14 protein-coding genes are annotated in these 25,495 nt (G+C 57.0%); 11 read left to right on the top strand and 3 right to left on the bottom strand.

Translation table 11 applies throughout. The features are described 5' to 3' along the window. Positions 1-27: 27 nt before the first annotated feature. Positions 28-1,206, bottom strand: coding sequence for a substrate-binding domain-containing protein (locus P1X16_RS09590; protein ID WP_277227999.1), 1,179 nt, complete (start codon positions 1,204-1,206; stop codon positions 28-30). A gap of 328 nt (positions 1,207-1,534) precedes the next feature. On the opposite strand from P1X16_RS09590, the gene uxuA reads away from it, so the two are divergent. The 10 genes from uxuA (at position 1,535) to P1X16_RS09540 (ending at position 20,740) form a co-directional block, all read left to right on the top strand. Next, on the top strand, positions 1,535-2,797 hold the full coding sequence (gene uxuA, locus P1X16_RS09585) for a mannonate dehydratase (RefSeq protein WP_277227996.1): 1,263 nt from the start codon (positions 1,535-1,537) through the stop codon (positions 2,795-2,797). Positions 2,798-2,821: 24 nt separating this feature from the next. After that, positions 2,822-4,924, top strand: a complete 2,103-nt coding sequence (locus P1X16_RS09580; RefSeq protein ID WP_277227993.1) for an alpha-glucuronidase family glycosyl hydrolase — start codon at positions 2,822-2,824, stop codon at positions 4,922-4,924. A 33-nt stretch (positions 4,925-4,957) separates the two neighbouring features. After that, on the top strand, positions 4,958-5,770 hold the full coding sequence (locus tag P1X16_RS09575) for an SDR family oxidoreductase (protein ID WP_277227991.1): 813 nt from the start codon (positions 4,958-4,960) through the stop codon (positions 5,768-5,770). Between the two features lie 32 nt (positions 5,771-5,802). Next, positions 5,803-8,958 carry a TonB-dependent receptor gene (locus P1X16_RS09570; protein WP_277227988.1) on the top strand — a complete coding sequence of 1,052 codons (3,156 nt, stop codon included), beginning with the start codon at positions 5,803-5,805 and terminating at the stop codon, positions 8,956-8,958. 46 nt (positions 8,959-9,004) lie between these two features. Then, a complete protein-coding gene (locus tag P1X16_RS09565) occupies positions 9,005-10,777 on the top strand; it encodes a RagB/SusD family nutrient uptake outer membrane protein (protein ID WP_277227983.1) in 1,773 nt (590 codons plus the stop codon). 197 nt (positions 10,778-10,974) lie between these two features. Further along, positions 10,975-12,930: a sialate O-acetylesterase gene (locus tag P1X16_RS09560; protein ID WP_277227980.1), complete on the top strand. Its 1,956-nt coding sequence runs from the start codon at positions 10,975-10,977 to the stop codon at positions 12,928-12,930. Positions 12,931-13,125: 195 nt separating this feature from the next. Further along, positions 13,126-14,457, top strand: coding sequence for a xylose isomerase (xylA, locus tag P1X16_RS09555; RefSeq protein ID WP_277227977.1), 1,332 nt, complete (start codon positions 13,126-13,128; stop codon positions 14,455-14,457). A 181-nt stretch (positions 14,458-14,638) separates the two neighbouring features. Beyond that, positions 14,639-16,318, top strand: coding sequence for a sodium/solute symporter (locus P1X16_RS09550; protein ID WP_277227973.1), 1,680 nt, complete (start codon positions 14,639-14,641; stop codon positions 16,316-16,318). A gap of 274 nt (positions 16,319-16,592) precedes the next feature. Next, a complete protein-coding gene (locus P1X16_RS09545; protein WP_277227970.1) occupies positions 16,593-17,684 on the top strand; it encodes an endo-1,4-beta-xylanase in 1,092 nt (363 codons plus the stop codon). Positions 17,685-18,070: 386 nt separating this feature from the next. Then, positions 18,071-20,740, top strand: coding sequence for a glycosyl hydrolase 115 family protein (locus P1X16_RS09540; RefSeq protein WP_277227968.1), 2,670 nt, complete (start codon positions 18,071-18,073; stop codon positions 20,738-20,740). 380 nt (positions 20,741-21,120) lie between these two features. On the opposite strand, the gene P1X16_RS09535 is transcribed toward P1X16_RS09540, so the two are convergent. Then, entirely contained in the window at positions 21,121-23,001 is a 1,881-nt protein-coding gene (locus P1X16_RS09535; RefSeq protein ID WP_277227965.1) for an endo-1,4-beta-xylanase, read from the bottom strand. 346 nt (positions 23,002-23,347) lie between these two features. Between P1X16_RS09535 and P1X16_RS09530 the strand changes: the two genes are divergently transcribed. Beyond that, positions 23,348-24,133, top strand: a complete 786-nt coding sequence (locus P1X16_RS09530; protein WP_277227962.1) for a PA2169 family four-helix-bundle protein — start codon at positions 23,348-23,350, stop codon at positions 24,131-24,133. Between the two features lie 166 nt (positions 24,134-24,299). Here the strand turns inward: P1X16_RS09530 and P1X16_RS09525 are convergent, their stop codons facing one another. Further along, a complete protein-coding gene (locus tag P1X16_RS09525; protein ID WP_277227958.1) occupies positions 24,300-25,229 on the bottom strand; it encodes a DUF389 domain-containing protein in 930 nt (309 codons plus the stop codon). Between the last annotated feature and the right edge of the window lie 266 nt (positions 25,230-25,495).

The raw sequence follows: 25,495 nt of genomic DNA, 5'->3' as shown, positions 1-25,495 counted from the left end.
ATCTGCTACTCGCCCTCCCCTTTGGAATTAAATCTCGAGGTTGAAATACCCGCCAGTTCCTTTCAACGATGATTGGCGGATAACCAAATCCCCGGTAACAACAAAGGTCCGGGGCTTGAATTGATCTTTCTGGCGCACCTGTTCCAGAAACAAGCGGGCTGCATGCTGTCCTAAGCGGTAGGGGTGCAGGTTAACGGTCGTGAGGCCCGGTTCAACCAGAGCCGCCAGAAACTCGTCGCCGAAGCCTACTACGGCTATGTCTTGCGGAATGCGCAGGCCTCGCCGCTTCAACTCCAGTATAAGGTCGAAGGCGTTGCGGTAGTTGATGGCGAATATGGCATCGGGGGGCTCGGGCAAGGCTAACCAGGTATCGAGCGCCGCGAGGGCCGAATCAGATTGGAAGTCGGAATGTACTTCGTACTCCGGCCGGATGGGCAAGCGGTACCGCTTTAGTGCATTCTGATACCCACTAATCCGCTGCCGACTAATAAGCAACGACTCGGGGCCGGCTAGAATGGCAATGCGTTGGCAGCCTTCCTGAATGAGGTGCTCAGTTACGGCGTAGGCGCCGCCCCAGTCGTCGAGTACCACCTGGGCGCTGTTCACTTCGTTGCACACCCGGTCGAAATGCACGATGGGCGTGCCCCGGCTCGCGTGCTGCTGCACGTGCTCGAAATTTTCGGTGTCGCGGGAGTGACAAATCAGTAGGCCATCGACCCGGCTGGCAATCAGGGCCTGCACGTTGCTCACCTCCATGTCGTACGACTCCTTGGATTGGCAAATCATAACGCGGTAGCCGGCTTCGGCCGCCACCTGCTGAATGCCGCTAACAGCCGTAGCAAAGAATGGCCGCTCAATATCGGGAATGACCACGCCAATGGTATGAGTGGCGCTGCTTTTCAGGCTTTGGGCCAGTAAGTTAGGTTGGTAGTCTAGCTGCCGGGCCATGTCTACAATGGCCTGCCGGGTGTTGGAGTTGATATCGGAATGTCCATTCAGAGCCCGCGACACGGTGGAAGCCGCTACCCCAAGTACTTTGGCTACGTCGCTGATAGTAGTTTGGTGACGTTTACGCTCGGGAGCAGGTAGGGCGCGTGGATCGGTGAAGTGGCAGTTACAGGCTTTGCAGAAGAACCGTTGGCGGCCCCGAATAAAGCCCGCTCGCTTCACCTCATCAGCCGAGCTACACTTAATACATTTCATCATAGAACAAATGGTATTTTTATGGAATACCAGACCAAGGGTAGGATTGAGGTAGCTAAAAGTGCGTTTAATTATTTGAAGATAATCTACGAAAATTTTTCTGCATGCGCGTAATGAAAGAATAGCTATCGAAACCGTTTCCGGTAACGGTTTCGGCCTTTTTATTCGTAAAACAAGCTGTATAAGCGGTTTTTAGATAGGTGAAGATATAGGTAGTTGTTTTATATTCGAGAGTAAGTAGCCGGTTGGGGTACTTCACCGGTTATTCGGTAGGTAGCTATCACTTACTGAAACAACAAAAATACAATTGTAATTTTTCTATACGTTTCCCATGCTGCATACGATGCGCTGGTTCGGGCCGCAAGACCCTACATCCTTGTTTACACTCCGCCAGGCGGGTTGCGATGGCGTGGTAACTGCCCTGCACCAACTACCAGTAGGCACTGTATGGCCAGTGGCTGCAATCCAGGAGCGGCAGCAGCTCATTGAAGCCGATAACCAGCGCTACACGCCTCTGCACTGGGCCGTAGTAGAGAGCTTGCCGGTGCACGAAGACATCAAGAAGGGCTTGCCCACCCGCACGCAGTACATCAATAACTATAAGGAGTCGTTGCGCAACCTAGCCGCTTGCGGAATCAAGACGGTGTGCTACAACTTTATGCCCGTACTGGACTGGTCGCGCACCAACCTAAGCTACGAGATGCCCGATGGCTCACGGGCCTTGCGCTTTGTGTGGCAGGATTTCGCGGTGTTCGACTTGTGTATTTTGCGCCGGCCGCAGGCCGAAGCTGATTATGAGCCGGCCGTAGTAAAAGCCGCGCACGAGCAGTTCGACGCTATGTCGGCCACCGAGCGGGCAGAGCTAACCAACACGGTGCTGCTGGGTTTGCCCGGATCCGAAGAAGCTTTCGAGCTAAGCAACTTCCAAAACCTGCTTGATGAGTATGCCGCCATTGATGCGGCTGCGCTCCGCGAAAACCTCTACTACTTCTTGCGGGAAATAGGGCCGGTGGCCGAGGAAATGGGTGTCAACCTGTGCATTCACCCCGACGACCCACCGTACCCACTGCTTGGGTTGCCCCGCGTAGTAAGCACCGAAGCCGACCTGAACGGCCTATTTCAAGCCTACAACTCACCCGTTAATGGGTTGACGTTCTGCACTGGCTCGTTGGGCGTACGCCCCGACAACGACCTGGCCGGCATAGTGCAGCGCCTCGGACACCGCATTCACTTTGTGCACCTACGCGCCACCAAGCGCGAAGAAAACCCGCGCAACTTCCACGAAGCCGACCACCTAACGGGCGACGTGGACATGTACGCCGTGGTGCGGGCTCTGGTAGTAGAGGAACTGCGCCGGTCCACTACGGGGGAGGGGAACCCTGCTATCCCCATGCGCCCCGACCATGGCCACCAGATGCTCGACGACTTGACCAGCGGCAAAAGAACCTATCCCGGTTACTCAGCCATTGGACGGTTGCGCGGCCTCGCTGAGCTGCGTGGCCTTGAACTAGGAATTCGCCGCACGCTGCAAACCGAGAAGAAACGCCCAGCCGAGCCAGTTCGCGCTGAATCATCAGTACCCCGCTTCGTTTAACTACCCCGCCCTGTCTTCCCACCTATGCGCCTTCGCTTCCTGCTGCTTCTGATGTTTTGTATTGGTTCTCCCTGCTTAGGGTGGGCCGACGATGGCTACCGTTTGTGGCTGAAGTATGACCAGCTGCCCGAGGCTGGCCTACGCAAAGCCTGGCAGGCGCAGGCGCGGAGCATCGTCTTGGAGTCTCCTACTACACCCATCTTGCAAACCGCCGCCAGCGAGCTGCAGCTCGGGTTGCAAGGCTTGCTCGGGCAAACAGTGGCCGTAGGAAAGGGGAGTGGCAAGGGTGAAATTCATTTGCGCGTGGCGCCCGATCCGGCGCTGGGCCGGGAAGGCTACCGAATAAGTACGCAGAAAAATGGGTTGGAAATCACTGGTTCTTCCGATGCAGCTGTGCTCTACGGTTGCTTTGCCTTGCTTCGCCACGTGCAAACCGGGCAGCAGCCCAACCAACTGAAACTAAGCAGCCAGCCTCGTATTCAATATCGGTTGCTCAACCACTGGGACAACCCGAATGGCACCGTGGAGCGGGGCTATGCCGGCTCTTCTATCTGGAAGTGGTACGAGCTACCCGAGCGCATCGACCCGCGCTACCAGGACTACGCCCGCGCCAACGCCTCGATTGGCATCAATGGCGTGGCCATCAACAACGTGAATGCCAGTGCCCGCTACCTCACTCCCGAGTACTTGCAAAAGGTGAAGGCGCTAGCGGACGTATTTCGACCCTACGGTATCCGGGTGTACCTGTCGGTGCTGTGGGCCGCTCCCAAGGTGATAGGCGGCTTGCCGACGTCCGATCCGCTCGACCCTAAGGTGAAGCAGTGGTGGACCGCCCGCACCAATGAAATCTACAAGACCATTCCCGACTTCGGAGGCTTCCTAGTAAAGGCCAACTCGGAGGGCGAGCCGGGCCCGCAGGACTACGGCCGCAACCACGCCGATGGAGCCAACATGCTGGCCGAGGCGTTGGGGCAGCACGACGGCATTGTGATGTGGCGCGCTTTCGTGTACAAGGCCAATTCCAAGGGCGACAGGTTCAAGGAAGCCTACCAAGAGTTTCAGCCTCTCGACGGCAAATTCGCTCCCAAAGTGCTGGTGCAAGTGAAAAACGGACCGATTGACTTTCAGTCGCGAGAGCCGTTTCACCCGCTGTTTGGCGCCATGCCGCGCACCCCATTGGTGCTGGAAGTGCAACTCACCCAGGAGTATTTAGGCTTTGCAACCCACCTCGTGTATCTAGGCCCGCTCATCAAGGAGTGTCTGGAAGCGGATACGCACACGCAGGGCCCCGGCTCGACGGTAGCGAAGGTAGTAGATGGCAGCCTGGAAAAGCACACCATAAGCGGTATCGCCGGCGTAGCCAACATCGGCTCGGACCGCAACTGGACCGGCCACCCGGTAGGGCAAGCCAACTGGTACGCTTTCGGGCGCTTGGCTTGGGACCATACCCTGAGTTCGGCTGCTATCGGTGAAGAGTGGACTCGCATGACCCTGACCCGGCAACCAGCCGCTGTGGCTTCTATCACGCAGATGCTCAACCAGTCGCGCAACATCTATGTGCGCTTCACGACACCTCTAGGGCTGCACCACATCATGGGGCAGAGCATCCATTACGGCCCCGAGCCTTGGCTTTCGCAGAGTGCCCGCCCGGACTGGACGTCGGTGTACTACCACAAAGCTGATTCGGTGGGCCTGGGTTTCGACCGCACCGAGCGCGGCTCTAATGCACTGGCTTTGTACGCGCCCGGTGTGCGCAAGCTTTGGGGCAATCCCGCTACCTGCCCACCCGACTACCTGCTCTGGTTCCATCATGTGGGCTGGAAGCAGCAACTAAGCACTGGCCGCACTCTCTGGAACGAACTCTGCACCCGCTACTACACCGGCGCCGACTCGGTACTATGGATGCAGCGGCAGTGGGAGCAAGCCAAGCCTGCCGTCGATGCCGAACTATACACCGATGTAGCCGCCCGCCTGCGCATTCAGCACCGCGAGGCGCTGTGGTGGCGCGATGCCTGCGTGCTTTACTTCCAAACCTTTTCGCGGCAACCTATTCCGCCTGCGTTCCCACAACCTACTCGCCCTTTAGCTGAAATCAAAGAGCTAGTAGATATCTACCAACTGCGCTAATCTCCCTCCCGCGCCTTAGCCCTCCCTACATTTATGCAACGTATCGAGCCTCTTCTCTCTACCCACACCCAGTCCAGTGGGCAACACCAACTCAACCCGTTTTCCCTGGAAGGCAAGCTGGCCCTTGTCACCGGTGGTGGCAGCGGTATTGGCCTGGAAATAGCCCGCTGCATGGCCGTGGCCGGCGCTACGGTTATCATCACGGGTCGCCGCGAATCGGTACTGCAAGAGGCAGTAGCCGACCTTGGCGAATCAGTTCATTACCTCACCAACGACGTCTGCGAGCTTGACAAGCTAGACGGTTTGGTAGCCCACATTGAAGCCACCTATGGCCCCCTCGATATTTTGGTTAACAACGCGGGGGTAAACATGAAGAAGCCGGCCCTGGAGGTGACGGATGAGGAATTTAGCCGCATCATCCACACCAACCTCAACGCCGTGTTTGCTTTGACCCGGGCCTGCGCCCAGCGCATGGTGGCCCGCCGCAGCGGGGTAATTTTGATGATCTCCTCGATGGCTGCCTACTACGGCATCGACCGGGTAGTAGCTTATGCCGCCTCCAAGTCGGCGGTGGAAGGCATGGTGAAGGTGCTGGCCTCGGAGTTCTCGAAAGACAATGTGCGCGTTAATGCCATTGCTCCGGGCTTCATCGAAACCGAAATGAGCCGCACGGCCATGAACTCGGACCCCGAGCGGCGCGACCGGGCCATGCGGCGCACGCCGATGGGCAAGTTCGGCCAACCCGAGGACATTGGGCAGGCGGCCGTGTTCTTGGCCTCGGAAGCAGCGCGCTACATCACCGGCGCCTCGCTGCCCGTTGACGGCGGCAATTCTATTGGATTTTAAGATTGAAATTTTACCATAAACTCCCACAAACTATGTATTTCCCATTACGCAAGACGGCCTTAGGCCTGAGCTTACCGCTTTTTGCGGCCGTAGGACTGCCCATAGCCAGCCTACTATTACCCACTTCCCAGGTTTTCGCACAAGCTGCGCAAACGATTTCCGGTAAGGTTACCAGCGCAGAAGGCGGTGAGGGCTTGCCCGGTGTAACGGTGTTGCAGAAAGGCACCACCAACGGCGTCTCAACCAACAGTGACGGGGGATTTACGCTGTCGGCTCCTATTGGTAGCACGTTGGTCTTTAGTGCTATCGGTTTCGTTAGTCAGGAGGCAAACGTTTCCGGCACTACGGTCAACATTAAGTTGGCTACCAACACCAAGGCACTGGATGAAGTAGTGGTTGTTGGTTACGGAACTCAGCAAAAAAGTCAAGTAACGGGCGCCATTACGTCGGTGTCGGAGCAGCAGCTCCGTGATGTGCCGGTAGCCAACATTGGCCAGGCCTTGCAAGGCCGTGCTGCGGGTGTTAACATTTCGAGCGCCAGCAGCTCGCCCGGCCAGAACCCGGTTATCCGTATCCGCGGTAACCGCTCGTTTGCGGGCAGCAACGACCCGCTGCTGGTAGTAGACGGCGTGCCCTATGACGGTAGCCTGAACGACCTGAACCCCGACGATATCACTTCGTTGGAAGTACTGAAGGATGCTTCCTCTACGGCCATTTACGGTGCGCGTGGTGCTAATGGGGTTATTCTGATTACTACCAAGCGTGGTAAAAACGGCGCTCCAAAGGCCACGTACAACGCGTACTACGGTACCAAGAGAGCCTATGGCCTCTTCGATCTGCAAAACGGCGAAGAGTACTACAACTTCCGCTCAGAGGCGTATCGCGCTGCCGGGCAGAACCCCAACACCGCCGCCGGCTTCTTGACCGACGACGAAAAAGCTAACTACGCTGCCGGAAAAAGCTTCGATTACCAGGATCTGCTTTTCAAGAATGGCCGCATTCAGAACCACGCGCTAGGCGTGAGCGGCGGCACCGAGCAGACGCAATATTCGGCCTCGCTCGGTTATTACGATGAGACCGGAATCGTTCCCGTTCAAGGCATCAAGCGGTATTCGTTGCGCGGAACGCTGGATCAGCAGATCGGCAAGCGGGTCAAAGTGGGATTGAATACGCTTAATAGCTTCACCCAGCAAAACGACCCGAACATCAACATCCTGTACAACATCTTGACGACCAGCCCGCTGGCTTCGCCATTTGATGCCAACGGTAACCCGATCCTCTTCCCAAACAACGACCAGGCCACGGCCAACGCGTTGACGTATTATGTTCCGGACGCGCACTTGGACAGACGCCGGCGCATCCGCACCTTCAACAGCCTCTATGCGCAGGTGAACATCCTGCCCGGCCTGGATTACCGCCTCAATGTTGGCTTGGACGGCCGCTCGGAAAACAGCGAGTCGTTTAACGCCTCGAACACACCAGCCCGTAACGGTGGACAAAATGCGGCTTCTCGCTCGCAGAACCTCGCCTTCAACCTCCTGGCTGAAAACATCCTGACCTACAACCGCACGTTCGGTAAGCACGATGTAAACTTCACTGGCCTCTACAGCGCCCAGGAGTTCCGTACCGATGGGTTCAACGCCGGTTCGCAAAACCTGCCTACCAACTACCAGCTCTCTTCTAACCTAGGCGCGGGCACGCCTACGGCACCGGGTAGCTTCGAGAACCAGTGGGATATTATCTCCTATATGGGCCGCGTGAACTACGCTTACGATAATCGCTACTCGGCTACCGTAACAGTTCGGGCGGACGGTTCGTCGCGCTTGGCGCCCGGCAACAAGTACAAAGGCTTCCCCTCGGGCGCTCTGGCTTGGAACATCGTTAATGAGCAGTTCATGCAGAGCCAGGCTTGGGTGAACAACCTGAAGCTGCGCGCCAGCTACGGCCGCACGGGTAGCACCGCCGTAAACCCTTACCAAACGCTTGGTTCCTTGCAGTCGGGCCTAGGCAACGGCTACTACAACTTCGGGGGTACGGGTGCCATTGGGGTAGTTCCGGCCTCTATTCCTAACCCCAACCTGGGCTGGGAGTATACCGCTACCACCAACTTCGGCCTTGACTTTGGCTTCCTGCAAAACCGCATCAGCGGTTCGATAGAGGTGTACGAGCAGCGTACCAGCGACCTGCTGCTGCCCGATGCACTACCTACGGTAAGCGGCTACGGCTCTTTCACGCGTAACATCGGCAAAACGCAAAACCGCGGCTTGGAAATCGGCCTGTCGACGGTGAACGTACGCACCGCCAGCGGCTTTGAGTGGAGCTCTGACTGGAACTTCACTTTGAACCGCGAAAAGGTGCTCGACCTCGGCTTGGGCGACGACGAAAACGGCAACCCCCGCAGCGACATCAGCAACCAGCGCTTTATTGGCCAGCCGCTCTACGTTTTCTATGACTACAAGAAAGCGGGAATCTGGCAGCCCGGTGAAGAAGCCGCTATTGCGAAAGCCGCCAGCCGGATCGGACAGATCAGAATCGAGGACCTCAACAACAGCGGTACCGTAGACCCCGCTGACCGGCAAATCATTGGTTCGCGCCAGCCGAAGTTTGAAGCGGGCACTACGCAGCGTTTCCGCTTCAAGGGCTTCGACCTGACTGCGGTGGCCCTTACCCGCGTAGGCGCTACGGTTGTAGACCCATTGCTGTACCCCACTTCTTATTTCACCACGTTCGGCGGTCGTCGTAACCAAGTGAACCTGCCGTACTGGACGCCCGATACGCCTAACAACCCGTATCCACAGCCCAACCAGACCTACTTCAACGATTTCGTGCTCAACTCTTCGACGCTGTCGTACTTGAGTGGTACGTTTATCAAAGTGCGCAGCATCGACTTGGGGTATGCATTGCCAGCTAGCCTCGTTCAAAAAGCTAAGATGAGCACGGCCCGCATTTACTTGCAGGTACAAAACCCGCTCATCTGGTCGCCGGAGGATTTCTACAAGAAAAACAAAGCCATTGACCCGGATGCGCTGTCGTACTCGACCCGGTTCAGCGGTAGCTCCTCCAACAACAACGGTATTGCCTTTGCCGAAGGCGACCTGAACAGCGGCGTCAACAGCAGCACGGCTGGCCGCGGCGTGAACTACCCCGCTACCCGGGCATTTATTATCGGCGTGAACGTCGGCTTCTAATCTCTTCTCAACTTTTCTTAGCGCACTCGTGCGTCTCTTCCCATATATGAAAAAGATATTTCTTACTGGCTCGGCTCTTGCTCTGCTTCTAGCCGCCAGCAGTTGCGATAAAGACATTCTGGACGAAAACCCTCGCTCCATCTTAGTGCCAAGCTTCCTAGGCACGCCCGATGGTATACAAGCCGGCCTGACAGGCGTCTACTCGGGTTTGCGCAATGCTACTTCTGATCAGGGAGGTTCCAACTTCACCTCGCAGGGAACCGACGAATTTATGCGCGGTTTTGGGGCGAGTGACGGACTAGAAGATTACAACGGCGGCCTGCTCAACAACAACAACGGAACGGCTACCAACCAGTGGAGCACCTACTACCGCTACATCAATGACGCCAACGGTGTTATCCAGTACGCTGGTACGGTGCAAGGGCTGACGGCTCCTGTTCTCGCCCAGATTGTAGCAGAAGCTAAGGTGTTGCGGGCCTGGTATTACTTCCAGTTGGTGCAGGCCTACGGTGATGTGCCGTTGACGCTCGCCTTTGTGGATGCGCCCTCCAAAGACTTTACGCGTACTCCTACGGCCGAGGTGTACAACGCCATTGTTACGGACCTAAACGACGCGCTGAAGGATATTGCCAACACGGCGGCGCAGCCTGGCCGCGTGACGCGCGCTACGGCGCTGCACATGCTGGCTAAAGTGCACCTGACCCGAGCTACGTCCGTAGCCAAACAGGGCGACGACTATGCTAAAGCTGCTCAGTACGCCGGCGAACTCATTACCGACGCCAACAAGTATGGCAAAGGGCTGGAGGCTGACCCAGCCGACGTATTCAGAGAAGGCAACGAGAATGGCAAGGAAGTGCTCTTCAACGTGCAGTTCAACACCGACCCCACCTTCACCGGCATCTCCGACAACGGGGCAGGCGGCGCTGGTCAAAACCAAACCAACTTCTTGTTCCGTGGCCGCTACGACGAACTGCCCAACGTAGCGCGTAGCATTGTGTACGGCCGTCCGTTCGGTCGTCTCGCCTCGACGCCGTACTTGCTGAACTCGTACATACTGCCCACCGAAACCACCGACCGGCAGTGGCGCACTACCGATACCCGCTACAACAAGTGGTTCACGAGATTATGGCTCGTAAACTCGACTGGTACGGGCGCCGCCAACGGGGGCGTGGCCTTCAACCCTAAGGCAGTAATAGGAGATACTGCTGCGTGGTATGCTGGCCGCGAAATCACGGCGGCAGAGCAGGCCCGCATCAATGCTCGTCCTAACGGTCGGTACGTGGTAGGTACCCCTAGCACCTACACCACCAAGTACTCGCCCTACATCAACAAGTTCGATGACGTTACGCGTTCGGCCACAAACACCAGTTCCGACCGGCCCCTGATCCTGTATCGGTTGGCGGAGACGTATCTGATTGCGGCGGAAGCCAACATGTACCTCGGTAACCTCACCCAAGCCCGCGACTACATCAACGTAATTCGCCGCCGGGCCGCAGCACCTGGTAGAACTGCCCAAATGGAGATTACCACGGCCCAGCTCAACATCGATTTCATCCTCGATGAGCGTACCCGTGAGTTGTGCGGCGAGTTCACGCGCTGGTTTGACTTGGTGCGTACCGGCAAGCTGCTGGAGCGCGTGAAGAAATATGTGCCCCCATACGTAGCCTCGAAGCCATCGCCCATCCCCGGTGCCACCGACAACTATGGCTCGGACGCAGCCAAGAACATTCAGCCTTACCACGTACTGCGCCCAATTCCACAGCAGGAAATCGACCGTACGAATGGCAAGATCACGCAAAATCCTGGCTATCCGCAGTAAGTAGGGGAGCAGCTAGAAGTAGAAATGGCTGCTCTAAACCAGGCCCTTTTATAACTTCATGTAAGGGGTCCTGCTAAACCTAAGCACTCCGTTTTTGGCCTCTCATAAATAAGCCCCAGTTTCGTTTTGAAACTGGGGCTTATTTATGAGAGGCTACTGCTTTTGGGCTTCGTGGCTACAAAATGTGTTCCATTTATATGAAAATCAAACATATAGCATTGGGCTTGCTGCTGGGCTTGCCTGCCGTTCACCACGCCACTGCGCAAGTGCGGTTGCCGCGCTTGGTGAGCGACGGCATGGTACTACAGCGTGCGCAACCGGTGCGCATCTGGGGATGGGCCAAGCCGGGGGAGAGCGTCAGTGTGGCGTTTCAAGGCAAGACGTACCGCGCTACCACTGGGGCCGATAGTCACTGGCAGGTGACGCTTCCCGCCATGAAAGCTGGTGGTCCCTATGACATGAGCATCAAGGCCAGCAACGAGCTCAGCGTGAAGGACGTGCTGGTGGGTGATGTGTGGCTATGTTCAGGGCAGTCGAACATGGAAACGCCCATGAGCCGTTTGCGCGACAAGTTTCCCGAGGTGATTGCGCAGGCCGCTAACCCGCGCATCCGGCAGTTTGAGGTGCCCATGAGCTCCACCTTGCAACGCCCCCGCACCGACGTGGCCGGCGGCAAATGGATTGCGGCCGACCCGCAGACTGTACTTCAGTTCTCGGGGGTGGCTTACTTTTTCGCTAAGGAGATCAACGCCAAGTACCAGGTGCCGGTGGGCATTATCAAAGACGCCGTGGGTGGTTCACCTGCCGAGGCGTGGTTAAGCCCCGACGCGCTCCGGCAGTTTCCGACCTACGAGCAGCAGGCCGCCAAGTACCAAGATAGCACCATGGTAGCTGGCATCCGGCAGCGCGAAAGCGCCGCTGTGGCCGAATGGTACCAGCGCTTGCACCAAGCGGATCTGGGCGAGGCCCGGGGCCAACAGAAGTGGTCGGCGCCGGACTACAATGCCAGCAGCTGGGCCACCATGCAAGTGCCCGGCTACTGGGCCAACCAGACGCCACTCGGACCAGTGAACGGGGTGGTGTGGTTCCGCAAGGAAGTGGACGTGCCCGCCAGCATGGTTGGCCAAGCCGCACGCCTCGAACTCGGCACCCTGGTGGATGCCGACTCGACGTACATCAACGGCCAGTTGGTAGGCACGACGGGGTATCAGTATCCGCCCCGCAAGTACGAGGTGAAGCCGGGCGTGCTCAAGGCGGGCAAAAACGTGGTGGTGGTGCGCCTGATTAGCAACGGCGGCCGCGGCGGCTTTACGCCCGACAAAAACTACCAGCTCCGAGCAGGCGGCCAGACGCTCGACCTGCGCGGACCTTGGCAGTACCAGCTAGGGGCTACGCTGCCGCCCACGCCAGGCACAACTCCGTTTCAGTTTCAGCCCGGCGGGCTCTACAATGGCATGATTGCGCCGGTGCTGCCCTATGCCATTAAGGGAGTGCTCTGGTACCAGGGCGAAAGCAACGCGGGCCGTCCGCAAGACTATCAGGCCTTGATGACCAGCCTGATCAACGACTGGCGTCAGCACTATCAGCGGCCTGAGCTGCCTTTCCTGTACGTGCAGCTGGCCAACTTCATGGCGGTCAAACCCGAGCCTAGCGAAAGTGGCTGGGCAGCGGTGCGTGATGCGCAGCGCCGCACACTGGCAGTGCCGCACACCGCCATGGCCGTCATTACGGATGCCGGCGAGTGGAACGACATTCACCCCCTCGACAAACAGACAGTGGGCCACCGCTTAGCTCTGGCCGCCGAAAAGGTAGCGTATGGCAACAAGAAGGTGGTCGCTTCGGGCCCGCTCTATCAAGCGGCTCAACCCGCTGGCAACCGCATCACTCTGAAATTTACCGACGTGGGCAGTGGGCTGGTAGCCAAAGGCGGTGGTCCGCTAAAAGGCTTCGCAGTGGCGGGCGCCGACAAGAAATTTGTGTGGGCCCAAGCCAAGATTGAGGGCAATACGGTGGTGGTGTGGAACGACCAAGTGACAGCACCCGTGACGGTGCGCTACGCCTGGGCCGACAACCCCGAAGGGGCTAACCTCTACAACAAAGAAGGGCTGCCTGCTTCGCCTTTCGAGGCCGCTACTGCGCCGGTGGTGCCCTAAGCAGCATACGAACAACGAAACAGTAGTGCTAAGTGCTTGAGTCACCCTTCTCTACTACTTTCTTTCAGCTCCCCTTCACACTTTGGCTAGCTATTTTGTCTACCTTTCTCACTTAGCAGCCACTAAAAACCACCTCTCACAAGTCATCCATTTTCGAATCCCTTCCACTAATACTTCACTTTCAGTTCTTTTTCCATGTCAACCAACACCCTGTCGAAAACTGAATTTTTCACGGGCATAGAGCCCATCAAATACGAAGGGCGTGAGTCCGACAACCCGCTTGCCTTTAAGTGGTACGACGAGAACCGCGTAGTAGCGGGTAAGACCATGAAGGAGCATCTGCGCTTTGCCGTCTCCTACTGGCACACCTTCACCGGCACCGGCGGCGACCCGTTCGGCCCAGGCACCAAGCAGTTTGCCTGGGACGCGCACCACGAGGCTCTAGGCCGGGCCCACGACAAGATGGACGCAGCCTTCGAGTTCTTCACCAAGCTCGGTACGCCTTACTACTGCTTCCATGACATCGACTTGGTGGACGAAGGCAGCTCGTTGAGCGAGTACGAGCGCAACCTGAGTGCCATCGTTGACTATGCCAAGCAGCACCAGCAGCAAAGCGGCGTGAAGCTGCTCTGGGGCACGGCCAACGTCTTCTCCAACCCGCGCTACATGAACGGGGCCAGCACCAACCCCGACTTTCAGGTGTTGGCGCACGCTGGCACGCAGGTACTCAACGCCCTGGATGCCACTATCGCGCTGGGCGGTGAGAACTACGTGTTCTGGGGTGGCCGCGAAGGCTACATGACCTTGCTCAACACCAACATGAAGCGGGAACTCGAGCACATGGGCCGCTTCCTGACCATGGCCCGCGACTATGCTCGCAAGCAAGGCTTCACCGGCAAGTTCTTTATCGAGCCCAAGCCGGCCGAGCCCACCAAGCACCAGTACGACTTCGACGCGGCCACCGTTATTGGCTTCCTGAAAGAGTACGGCCTGCAAGACGACTTCATGCTCAACCTGGAAGTCAACCACGCTACGTTGGCGGGCCATACCTTCCAGCACGAACTCCAAGTAGCCGCCGACGCCAACATGCTGGGCTCGATGGACGCCAACCGCGGCGACTACCAGAACGGCTGGGACACCGACCAGTTCCCCAACAACCTCAACGAGTTGACCGAGTCCATGCTCATCATCCTCGAGCACGGGGGCATCACGCCGGGCGGCATCAACTTCGACGCCAAAACCCGCCGCAACTCCACCGATCTGGAGGACATCTTCATTGCCCACATCAGCGGCATGGACACCTTTGCCCGGGCCCTGGTAGTAGCCAACGACATCCTGGAGAAGTCGCCCTACCGCCGGTTCCGCACCGAGCGCTACGCCTCGTTCGACTCCGGCGACGGAGCCGCCTTCGAGAAAGGCCAACTCACGCTGGAAGATCTACGCACCATTGCCCACAAGTCGGGCGAGCCAACGCTGAAAAGCGGCAAGCAAGAGTGGCTTGAAGCAATTATCAACCAGTATATCTAGCACCTAAAAACCAACCTGACTGGCTTTTTGAAGGGAGTGGGAACTTGGAGAGAGGCCAGTTGGGGCGGTTTTGTTGCTGGCGCAAAGCCAGCGAAAAGCAGCTAGTTGCTGGAGCACCCGTGGGCGGTGCTTCAGCTTTTTGTCGTATTAGCCGCTCCTAGGGGTGGCTTGATTATTTCTCATGCAACATCAACTTGCCACCCTCGACTACATCGTATTTTTCTTTTACTTCCTGATTGTATCCGGCTACGGTATCTGGATTTATCGCCGCAAAACGGGCCACGATGGCACGATGGAAGGCGACTCCAAAGATTACTTTCTGGCGGAAGGCTCGCTCACGTGGTGGGCCATTGGCTCGTCGTTGATTGCCTCCAACATCTCGGCCGAGCAGATGGTTGCAATGGCCGGTTCGGGCTTCAAGCTTGGCTTGGCTATTGCTACCTATGAATGGATGGCGGCCCTGACCTTGGTTATTGTGGGGGTGTTCTTCATTCCGGTATACCTGAAGAACAAGATCTTCACCATGCCGCAGTTCTTGCACCAGCGCTACAACGGCACCGTGGCCATGATTATGGCTATCTTCTGGCTGATGCTGTACGTGGTGGTGAACCTCACCTCGATCCTGTACCTGGGGGCTGTTGCAATGAGCAGCGTGGCGGGTCTTAACCTGACTTTCTGTTTGTATGCCCTCGCCATCTTCGCCGTCATTATCACCTTGGGTGGTATGAAGGTTATCGGCTTCACCGACGTTATTCAGGTATTCTTCCTCATCCTGGGCGGTTTGGCTACTACCTACCTCGCGCTGAATCTGGTGTCGGAGCACTACGGTACGACGGGTGTCGTGAACGGCTTCCGCCTGCTAACGACGCAAGCCAACGACCACTTCCACATGATCTTCAACCGCGACAATCCTAACTACCTGGACCTACCCGGCCTGACGGTATTGCTCGGCGGTATGTGGATCGTGAACCTGAACTACTGGGGCTGTAACCAGTACATCACGCAGCGTGCTCTCGGTGCCGACCTACCAACGGCGCGGGGTGGTTTGTTGTTCGCTGCTTTCCTCAAACTCATGATGCCCATCATTGTGGTGTTGCCCGGTATTGCCGCTTACGTCCTGTTCAAGCAGAACGTATTCAGCACAGAAATGACCGTGAACGGCGTCGTGACGCCCGACCGTGCTTATCCGGTACTGCTCAACATCCTGCCGGTTGGTTTGAAAGGGTTGTCGTTTGCGGCGCTGGTTGCGGCAGTAGTAGCTTCGCTCGCTGGCAAGGCCAACAGTATCGCCACCATCTTCACCCTCGACATTTACAAGAAGGTGCTTAACCCTGAAGCCTCGGAGAAAAAGATGGTGAACGTAGGTAAGACGGCGGTGGTCGTAGCCATGTTCATTGGCGTGCTTATTTCGCCCCACTTGGGTATCGAGAAGGGTGGCTTCCAGTACATTCAGGAGTATACCGGCTTTGTGTCGCCGGGTATCTTCGCCATGTTCCTGTTGGGCTTCTTCTGGAAAAGGGCTACCTCTAGCGCAGCGCTGTTCGCAACCATTGGCGGCTTCCTGCTCTCGTGCTTGCTTAAGTTCCTCCCCGGCATGATGGATTTGTCCTTCCTCGCACCCATCGGTTTTGCCGTGCCAGTGAACGGCGTTTACGAAATTCCCTTCCTCGACCGTATGGGTATCGTGTTCATCTTCTGCATCATCGGAATGATACTTATCAGTGTCATCGAAACCAGCCGTGGCGTTAAAACTAATGGCTTGGAAGTGGACAGCAGCATGTTCCGGACCAACCGCAGCTTTGCAGTTGGTTCTATGGTTATTGCTGTATTGCTCACCGTACTCTACACGGTTTACTGGTAGAAAATGTATGAGTCACGAAATGGGCCAGCACCTGCAGTAGATGCTGGCCCATTTTTTTGATGCCTCAGCTATAGAAAAGTGCCACCAGGAAATACCGATCGGGTGGGCAAGTGTGTGAGCGGTGGCAGCACCGAACACAAAGAACTAGGGCGTTATATGCCCACTGCCAAGTGTCACAGGTGAAGCTGTCAAGCGTGAAATTCCCCGCATGCGGAAAGAGGAGGCGCGAGCATGACAGGTGCATGAGAGAGCAGAATTAACCTTAAAGCAAGAAATGAAAACGACTGTTTTTTTGCGCCAGCTCGCCACTACTGGTGTGCTGCTGGCGGGGCTCACTGTGTTCAGCAGTGACCGACTGGCCCCCGAAAAGGGCTTAAAAGACTACTACAAGGACTATTTCCTGGTGGGCGTGGCCGTGTCGCCGCAAGCACTGAAGGGGGCGGAAGCGGAGTTGATCAAGCAGCAATTCAACAGCATTACGCCGGAGAATGCCATGAAAATGGGTCCTATCCATCCCGATGAAAACCGCTACTTCTGGAAGGACGCCGACGAGATTGTGCAGTTCGCGCAAGACAACAAACTGCGCGTGCGGGGCCACAACCTGCTTTGGCACGAGCAGACTCCCAAGTGGCTGTTCAAGGACGCGGCCGGCAAGCAAGTATCCAAAGAAGTGTTGCTCAAGCGCCTCAAAGACCACATCGATACCGTGGTGAAGCGCTACAAAGGCAAGATCTACGCCTGGGACGTAGTCAACGAGGCTATTTCCGATAATCCGCAGGAGTATCTGCGCAATTCGGAATGGTACCAGATCTGCGGCGAGGACTTCATTGCCAAAGCCTTCGAGTACGCCCACGCCGCCGACCCGAAAGCGGTACTTTTCTACAACGACTACAACACCGAGCGGCCTGAAAAGCGCGAGCGGGTGTATAAGCTGCTTAAGAAGCTGAAAGACGCCAAGGTGCCGATTGATGCCGTGGGGCTGCAGGGGCACTGGTCGTTGCAGGAGCCCACGGAGGCCGAACTGCGCAAGGCCATCGAGCAGTATTCCTCGCTGGGGTTGAAGGTGCAAATCACCGAGCTAGACGTGTCCATTTATCCGTGGGAGAAAGACCGCCGCGAAAAGCGGCCCGGCGAGTCGGATGCCTACACGCCCGAGCTAGAGCAGAAGCAGACCGAGCAGTACAAGATGTTCTTCAAGGTGTTCCGCGACTACAAGAATGTGCTGACCGGCGTCACCTTCTGGAACATCTCCGACAAGTACACCTGGCTCGACACGTACCCCGTAGCCGGCCGCAAAAATTACCCGCTGCTTTTCGACCAAAACCAGAAGCCCAAAAAAGCTTATTGGGAAGTGGTGAAGTTTTAGATGCTAAACCTAGTCACTAGTTTCCCTCAGTTGATGTTGCGCATCTGACAAGGAGGGGCGAGGAGTAGCTGGTTCCCGTTACTTATGTCGCCAAACTGTCTGACTTCCTGCTGCAACACACCTAGCACGTCATGCTGAGCGGAGCCGAAGCATCTCGCTAGTGTGGTAAATGCCTTCTACCGCAACGATTCGAGCGAGATGCTTCGGCTGCGCTCAGCATGACAATAGCCTCACAACGTCAGCACGCCAGATGCTTCGGCTGCGCTCAGCATGACGGCTACATAAACATTGATGAGCCCATCGCCTCTAACCTTCAAGGAGAAATTAGTCTCTAAATCTCTTGCAACCCGACGTTTTCGCATTGCCGCGCTTTTTACCTAATGCCGATGAAAACTCCACCTTTTTCTACTATTAGCGTCCGCCGTTCCTGGGTGGTGCTACTCACATTGCTGCTAGCTACATTCGCAGCGCAGGCCCAAACACCCGCCGCTAAACTCACTGACACCTACGTGTCAAGCGAGAAAGGTAAAAACGGCTTTACGCTGGCTGCTTCGGGCAAAACGGCCGCACTGTATGCCAGCCAAACCGACTGGCCGGGCGTGCTGCGCGCCGCCAAAGACTTGCAGGCCGATATCAACCGCGTTACCAAGCTCACCCCCACTTTCACTACCGATAAAGCACCCGCCGGCAACGAAGTCGTGCTGATTGGCACCATCGGCAAAAGCCCCCTCATTGACGGGCTGATTGAACGCAAGAAACTGGATGTGTCGCAGGTAGCGGGCAAGTGGGAAACCTTTGTGCTGCAAGTGGTAGAGAGGCCCATGGCCGGCGTGGAGCGCGCCCTGGTGATAGCCGGCAGCGACAAGCGCGGCACCATTTATGGCATCTACGACCTGTCGCAGCAGATTGGCGTGTCGCCGTGGTATTGGTGGGCCGATGTGCCGACCAAGCCGCAAACGGCGCTGTACGTAACGCCAGGCCGCCATTCGCAGGGCACGCCGAAGGTGAAATACCGTGGCATTTTCATCAACGACGAAGCCCCGGCGCTGCAAAACTGGTCGAAAGAGAAATTTGGCGGCGTCAACTCCAAGATGTACGCGCACATGTTCGAGTTGATTTTGCGCTTGAAAGGTAACTACCTGTGGCCGGCCATGTGGGGCAACATGTTCAACGTGGACGACCCGCAAAACCCGGTGCTGGCCGATGAGTACGGCATTGTAATGGGCACCTCGCACCACGAGCCGCTCACGCGGGCCCACGAAGAGTGGAAGCACGCGGGCAAAGGCGCCTGGAACTACCAAACCAACGCCGCTACTTTGCAGGAGTTCTGGCGCGGGGGCATGAAGCGCATGGGCACGCGGGAGAATATCGTGAGCATCGGGATGCGGGGTGACGGCGACGAGCCGATGAGCCAGGAAAGCAACATTGCATTGCTGGAGCGCATTGTGGCCGACCAGCGCAAAATCATAGCCGAGGAAACCGGCAAGCCCGCCGAGCAGACGCCCCAGCTCTGGGCGCTCTACAAGGAGGTGCAGGACTACTATGATAAAGGTATGCGCGTGCCCGACGACGTAACGTTGCTGCTCTGCGACGATAACTGGGGCAACATCCGCAAGCTGCCCAAGCTGAGCGAAAAGCCGCGCAAAGGGGGCTACGGCATCTACTATCACTTCGACTACGTGGGTGGCCCGCGCAACTATAAGTGGCTCAACACCAACCCGCTGCCGCGCATATGGGAGCAAATGCACCTAGCCCACGAGTACGGCGCCAACCAAATCTGGATAGTAAACGTGGGCGACCTGAAACCCATGGAATTCCCGATCAGCTTCTTCCTAGACTACGCCTGGAACCCCGATAAAATAGGTGCCGACCAAGTCGACGACTACAGCCGCGAATGGGCCGCCAAGCAATTCGGATCCAAGCACGCCACCGGCATTGCCGACATCCTGGCCAAATACGCCAAGTACAACGCCCGCCGCAAGCCCGAGCTGCTCAACCAGAATACCTACAACCTAACCAACTACCGCGAATGGGAAACCGTGGTAGCCGACTACAACCGGCTCCTAACCCAAGCCGAAGTCATCAATCAGCAGCTACCCACCGAGTACCGCGACGCCTACTACGAGCTGGTGCTGCACCCGGTGCAAGCCTGCGCCAACCTCAACGAGCTGTACTACACCGTGGCGCAGAATCAGGAAGCCGCCAAAAATGGGCTGGCTACTACTAACGAACTGGCCGAGAAAGCGAAGGCGCTGTACGCCAAAGACGCTGAAATTACGAGCCGCTACCATGCCGTGGCCAATGGCAAGTGGAACCATATGATGGATCAAACCCACATCGGTTACACCTACTGGCAGCAACCCGAGAAAAACGCCATGCCCGCCGTGCAGACGATAACTCAACCCACTGCTACCGCTGCTCCAACTACCCCGGCGACGCCAGACCAAAAAACGCAGCCGAAAGCAGCTGCTGGCGCCGGTTTTGTGGAGGCTGATGGCTACGTAAGCATTGAAGCCGAGCATTACACCAAGGCCGTGAACGGCAGTGCGGTAAAATGGCAGACCATTCCAGACCTGGGCCGCACGCTTTCGGCCGTCACGACGCTGCCGACCACTGCGCCCAGCCAGCTACCCACTGCTACTACGCCACACCTGGAATACCGCGTGCAACTCACCAGCACCGGCCCCGTGACCGTTCAGGCCTATCTGGCCCCCACGCTGGATTTCGTGGGCAGTCAGGGCTTGCGCTACGCCGTGTCGATTGATGATGAAGCCCCGCAAATCATCAACCTGCACACAGGCATGGTGGCTGATAACGGCAACAGGCCTTGGGAAAAAGCTGTGGCCGAGAGTATCATCATCAAGGAGTCGAAGCATACCGTGGCCAAGCCCGGCGAGCATGTGCTTAAGTTCTGGCGCGTAGATCCGGGCGTGGTACTCGAAAAGCTGGTGGTTGACTTGGGCGGCGTGAAACCCAGCTACCTGGGGCCCCCGGAAAGCGCCTCGGGCACCTCGAAAGCCTCCAAGGAAGTGAAAGGCAGCGTGGGCCAGCGCTAGCACCAACTGCAACTTCCAACCCCATCGCACCGCCTGTCATCCTGAGCTTGCGAAGGACCTTATGCCTGCAGAACGATTATTGTTCAACGGCGAGAAGGTCCTTCGCAAGCTCAGGATGACAGGCGGTGTTGGTTCAAGTAGCGCTGTAAACCGCTGAGGCAAATTTCTCATCTTATGAAACCAGGAGACGATTAGCCTAGCTGACTAGAGTAAGAAATTAGAGCTGCGCGACAAGAATGCGGTATTTCTATAACTGCGTCTGTAAAGCAAAGGAGGTGGTTGTATTGTCGTTCAGCCGCCACAGGAAAGCAGATAAGACAAGAAGGGCCGCGTCAGTTGACGCGGCCCTTCTTGTCTTACTTACAGCTACGTGAGTTTGACTACTCCACTAACAGTTTGCGGGACGTCACGCCATACCCGTCGATGACTTGTACCACGTACAAACCGGGCGAGACTTGGAGGGCTACTTCGGTTGTGGCTTGGTTAACTGCTTTCACCTCTTTTACTAGGCGGCCATTCAAATCGAGCACCCGAATGGTTTGCGCTTTTTCCATGCCTTGCAGCACGAAGCGGCCATTGGCAGCGGGGTTAGGGGAGAGGGTAAGCGCGGCATTCTGGTTGGCTTTGGTGCTGAGCACGGTGGTGCGCACGTAGTTTTTCAGCCACACCAGCGCCGAACGCTCGGTATTGTCGGTGTTGACAAGGTAGGCACCCTGCGCACTGCGCCAGTGACCAGGCCGGTAGCCCCAAAGCGTGATGCCTCTCACCGCCGGGTGTTCCCACAAGGTTGGGAAGATGCGCTGGTATTCCGCTAACTGAATAGCGTCGTCGAGTTGAGGCGGGGTGGCGGAGTTTACCCCATCGATGTCCAGTTCCGTGATGTAGAGGGGCTTGCCGGCTGTTGCCAGCAGGGTCAGATTGGTAGCCAATGTAGTGGCGGGCGTGTTGCGCGTAGAAAAAGCGTGACCCTGAATACCAACGCCATCAACCAAGTTGCGGGCCACCAGTAAGTTGATGATACCTAGGTAGCGCTGGGCGTTGGAGGTGGTGTTTATTACGCTGTAGTCGTTGATCATCAACTGCGTATTCGGGAAGTACTGGCGGGCCAGCTCAAACGACTTAATTACCCAATCCCAACCCGTAGTGCCAGCACCTCCAAGCGCATTATAGTAGTTGCCGGCGCCGCTGCCCGGGGTGTTGGGCCCGTTGGGACCGGTCGAGCCATTGAGGGGCAGGTCGTTGGTTGCCTCGTTTACCACCTCAATCTGCGTGATATTGGGGTAGCGGGCGGCTACGGCTGCAAACCACTCGTTGATTTCCATGAGTTGTTCGGCCGGCGGAAGGTCTTCTATCCAAAGCGGCTGCTGCTGTCCCCAGATAAGGGTGTGCATCTTGAACGGATACCCTTTGGTACGCGCCAGGGCGTACGCTGAATCCAATTCGGTCCAGTTCATCACGTTGCGGGTGCTTTCCACACTGCCCCACTTCCCGGCATTTTCGGGCGTGACTTGGTTGAAATAGTTGTTGAAGAAAGGCTTCTGCGGCGTGCTGTACACCCCACCCAGAAACTTGGCTTTGCCCGTGGCCATGGGCGGACCGGAGGGCGTGAATACGGTAGGCGGCGTGGTAGAACCTTGCGCGCCCGCATCCAGATTGGCCACGGTGAAGTACAGCCCGGTAGTGCCAAACACAAACTTGTCGATGTCGAGGCCGTCTTCGCGGGCCCCAATCTGGAACGTTTGCGTGAGGTTGCCGGCCGTCACGGTGAAAGCTACGGGTGCCTCCCCGCCGTTGAAGGTCGAAAGATTAAGCCACTTCCACACCTGCTGCTGCCCGCCGCCGGCATTGCCCACCACTTCGGTGGGGCCGGTATAGCCCACGCCATTCAGCTGGTTGACGGTAATCCAGTTGGTGTCGTCGGTGGCGGATTTGGTGCCGAAGCCGTTGCCGTAGTAAAAACTGTCGTCGTTGGCTCCGGCGGTGCCTACCCGAACCCGGGCATACAAGTCGTAGCTGCCTGGGCCAGGAAACGTGACGGTGTACGTAATGATGCGGGCAGCCGTGCCGGGATTTTGGGGGTTGATGGTGGCAGTGGGTACTACGGTCACGTACTGCACCCCGGCTTGAGCGGCCGGAGTAGTCCAATCGGCGCCGAGCATGCCGGTTTCCGCTTGCTGAAGCACGGGCGCGTTCTGCGCCTGCACCGTGAAGGCAAGCAAGGAAAAAGGAAGAAATAAAAAGCGAAGTCTATGTCGAAGCATAGTGGAATGGGTTGTGGTGGGAAGGAAAAGGACAGTGAACAAGCAGCCGACAAACTGGCTGCCCTGCGCCCAAGATATTTCTTCCAGCTCGGCTATAATAGCCTGACAAGCATCGGGTTAAATGATAAGATATGCAACCGTTTGCGGTAGTATATCGGTATCGGTTGTGATAGGCAAGGGAGAAGGGAATTGCCTTAACTATGTACTGCCCGGATACAGGATGCCGGAAGCTAAGTTGCGCCACCTTTGCAGGTAGCCGCCAACATGAGTTATTGGCAAGCTCAACCTAACCCCAGCCGCCTGTGGCCGTAAGCCTCGTATTGTTCCTTTTATTCCTTCTTCTGCTATGAAGCAACCTCAGCAACCCAATTCGCCCGACGCACCTGATACTACAGGTTCTGATTCAACCGCCAACGACCAAACCGGCAGCACCTCCCTGGCCGACCAGGTACAGCCTCTAGTTGACAAAGTGCAGCCACTCGTAGACAAAGTACAACCCCTAGTAGACCAAGCCAAGCAAGCGCTTAGCAAAGAGGGCGTTACTGGCTTGCTCGATAAGCTGCCGCAACCCGTAAAACAAACCGGTACCAAAGTCGCTACTGGTTTCAACAAGCTGAGCACCACCGAGAAGGTACTCGGCGGCGCCCTGCTGTTGCTGGGCGTAGGGTATGTGGCCCGGGCCGGCAAAAGCCGCAACAAGCAGGCCGATACCCTGCACGAACTGCTGCACTTCGTCAACGACCGAGTGGAAGGATACCACAAGGCCGTCGAAGAAAGCCAGGATCAGCAGTTGCGTAACTACTATCAGCAGCTAGTCAGCCAAAGCCAGCGGTTTGCCGACGAACTCAACAACATCTTGGTGCGCATTGATGGCCAGCGGGAATCGAGCACTACGCTCAAAGGCAAACTCTACCGCCGCCTAATGGAAGCTACGGCCGCCGTTACGGGGCACGACGAGAAAGCCATCCTGGCTACCAATATCCACGGCGAGCAGTGGGCTATAGCCGCTTACGAGGAAGCCCTAGAAGACGAGTCGTTGACCGGTTCTATTCGCTCGATCATCAACAACCAGTACAAAAAGTCGCAGAAAACCTATCAAGAGCTGAAGCGGCTGGAGTCGCAGCAGCAATAAAGGGTAGGCAATCCTGTACCGCAACTATACTCTGTGCAGTCAGAACCACATGACTGCCGTGTACAACAAATAAGTATCTCCAAAAAAGCCTCGTCTTTCGACGAGGCTTTTTTCGTGAAATAAGGTGGCGGCTAGGGCCACCATCGAAGTCAACCTGCTTGCAGCACTAAACCAGGGGTTCGCGCTTGTGCAGAAAGTGTTGTTTCAGCCATAAGAAAGGTACGCCGAGCGCTACGATAAAGCCCCAATCCGCCAGAAACCGCTCTAGTCCCTCCCGCGCCAGATCCATTCGTCCCACGGCCAGTGCGGCACCTATTAAAGCGGCAGCCGGAATAAAGGCCATGGCAATGAGCGGCCCGGCTTGGAAGCTGCGTCGGAAAGCAGCCAGCATCACCACGCCAGCCAGTGCGCCAGCACCGGCCACCAGCAGCTCCGTCCATTTGGGGTGTTGCAGGTGTTCTACTTCCGGGTTGGTGGCCAAGGTGCTCGCGCTGGTTTCGCCCACTGCCACCAGTAGCCCCATCGTTAGGGCCGCCATGACAACCAAGATGGCATAGCCAGCCAAAGCCGAAACCAACCCCCGACCAACCAGCCGCCACCGTTGCAACACCAGCCCCAGCGGAACCTTGGTCATGGGGTCGAAGCCGGGCGCGATGATAGCCGAGGCCACGAAAGCCACCGCCTGCGGCACTGGCTCCGATACCAGTCCCACCGTCGCAATGATGCCGCCCAGGGCCATTAGCACCAAGTAGTTGGGGGTGATGCGTCCTTGGTGGCGCAACCCGCTTTCCATTTCTTCCCAAATGGCCTCGTCCCGGTCGTTATCAACGGTTTTGTAGGACTGCGGCGAAATAATACTGGCTACTTCGCTCGTGACGACACTCAGCGCTTTCTTGTCTGGTACGGCCGCGCCGACCCGGCGCAATACCTCGTCTGCGCCCCGGTTCAGTACATGAATGATCAATACGTCGCCGGGCGGCTTTCGCGAAGCACCCCGCTGCACACTCAACCCAATCACGGCGTCAAGATCAGTCAATTCGTGGCACAGCGCGTCGGTTGCGGCCGCGGGGACGGTGACTTCTAGGGTTCTATGCATGCAAAACGAAGAGGCAGATGACAGGCGCCGCACTCCACGGCGCCCTGTTGCATACGCACACCTTTGGTCCACGTTGGCTTGTCGTTGCTAGCACTCCAACTTATTGTGCTTCTTGTGTAGTGCTGTGAAGCAAAGGCCCCTCTTATCAAGCAGGGCAGTAGGTAGCGGGTAATAAGCCAGCAAATACACTTTTTGCGCTGCGTCAATTGCCTGTTGGCATCGAATAGAATTGCCTATTAGAATAGAAGGAAGTACGAATAAATTCT

Origin of the sequence: Hymenobacter sp. YC55 (genome assembly GCF_029433095.1) — a bacterium.
GTDB lineage: Bacteria > Bacteroidota > Bacteroidia > Cytophagales > Hymenobacteraceae > Hymenobacter.
Note: the sequence above shows the minus strand (reverse complement) of the source record. Positions and strands in the feature narration are given on the sequence as shown.

Coding starts and splice junctions, on each gene's coding strand:
- P1X16_RS09540 (WP_277227968.1), top strand. CDS start 18,071: ATGAAAACTCCACCTTTTTCTACTATTAGCGTCCGCCGTTCCTGGGTG.
- P1X16_RS09590 (WP_277227999.1), bottom strand. CDS start 1,206: ATGATGAAATGTATTAAGTGTAGCTCGGCTGATGAGGTGAAGCGAGCG.
- P1X16_RS09525 (WP_277227958.1), bottom strand. CDS start 25,229: ATGCATAGAACCCTAGAAGTCACCGTCCCCGCGGCCGCAACCGACGCG.
- uxuA (WP_277227996.1), top strand. CDS start 1,535: ATGCTGCATACGATGCGCTGGTTCGGGCCGCAAGACCCTACATCCTTG.
- P1X16_RS09550 (WP_277227973.1), top strand. CDS start 14,639: ATGCAACATCAACTTGCCACCCTCGACTACATCGTATTTTTCTTTTAC.
- xylA (WP_277227977.1), top strand. CDS start 13,126: ATGTCAACCAACACCCTGTCGAAAACTGAATTTTTCACGGGCATAGAG.
- P1X16_RS09570 (WP_277227988.1), top strand. CDS start 5,803: ATGTATTTCCCATTACGCAAGACGGCCTTAGGCCTGAGCTTACCGCTT.
- P1X16_RS09580 (WP_277227993.1), top strand. CDS start 2,822: ATGCGCCTTCGCTTCCTGCTGCTTCTGATGTTTTGTATTGGTTCTCCC.
- P1X16_RS09565 (WP_277227983.1), top strand. CDS start 9,005: ATGAAAAAGATATTTCTTACTGGCTCGGCTCTTGCTCTGCTTCTAGCC.
- P1X16_RS09560 (WP_277227980.1), top strand. CDS start 10,975: ATGAAAATCAAACATATAGCATTGGGCTTGCTGCTGGGCTTGCCTGCC.
- P1X16_RS09535 (WP_277227965.1), bottom strand. CDS start 23,001: ATGCTTCGACATAGACTTCGCTTTTTATTTCTTCCTTTTTCCTTGCTT.
- P1X16_RS09545 (WP_277227970.1), top strand. CDS start 16,593: ATGAAAACGACTGTTTTTTTGCGCCAGCTCGCCACTACTGGTGTGCTG.
- P1X16_RS09530 (WP_277227962.1), top strand. CDS start 23,348: ATGAAGCAACCTCAGCAACCCAATTCGCCCGACGCACCTGATACTACA.
- P1X16_RS09575 (WP_277227991.1), top strand. CDS start 4,958: ATGCAACGTATCGAGCCTCTTCTCTCTACCCACACCCAGTCCAGTGGG.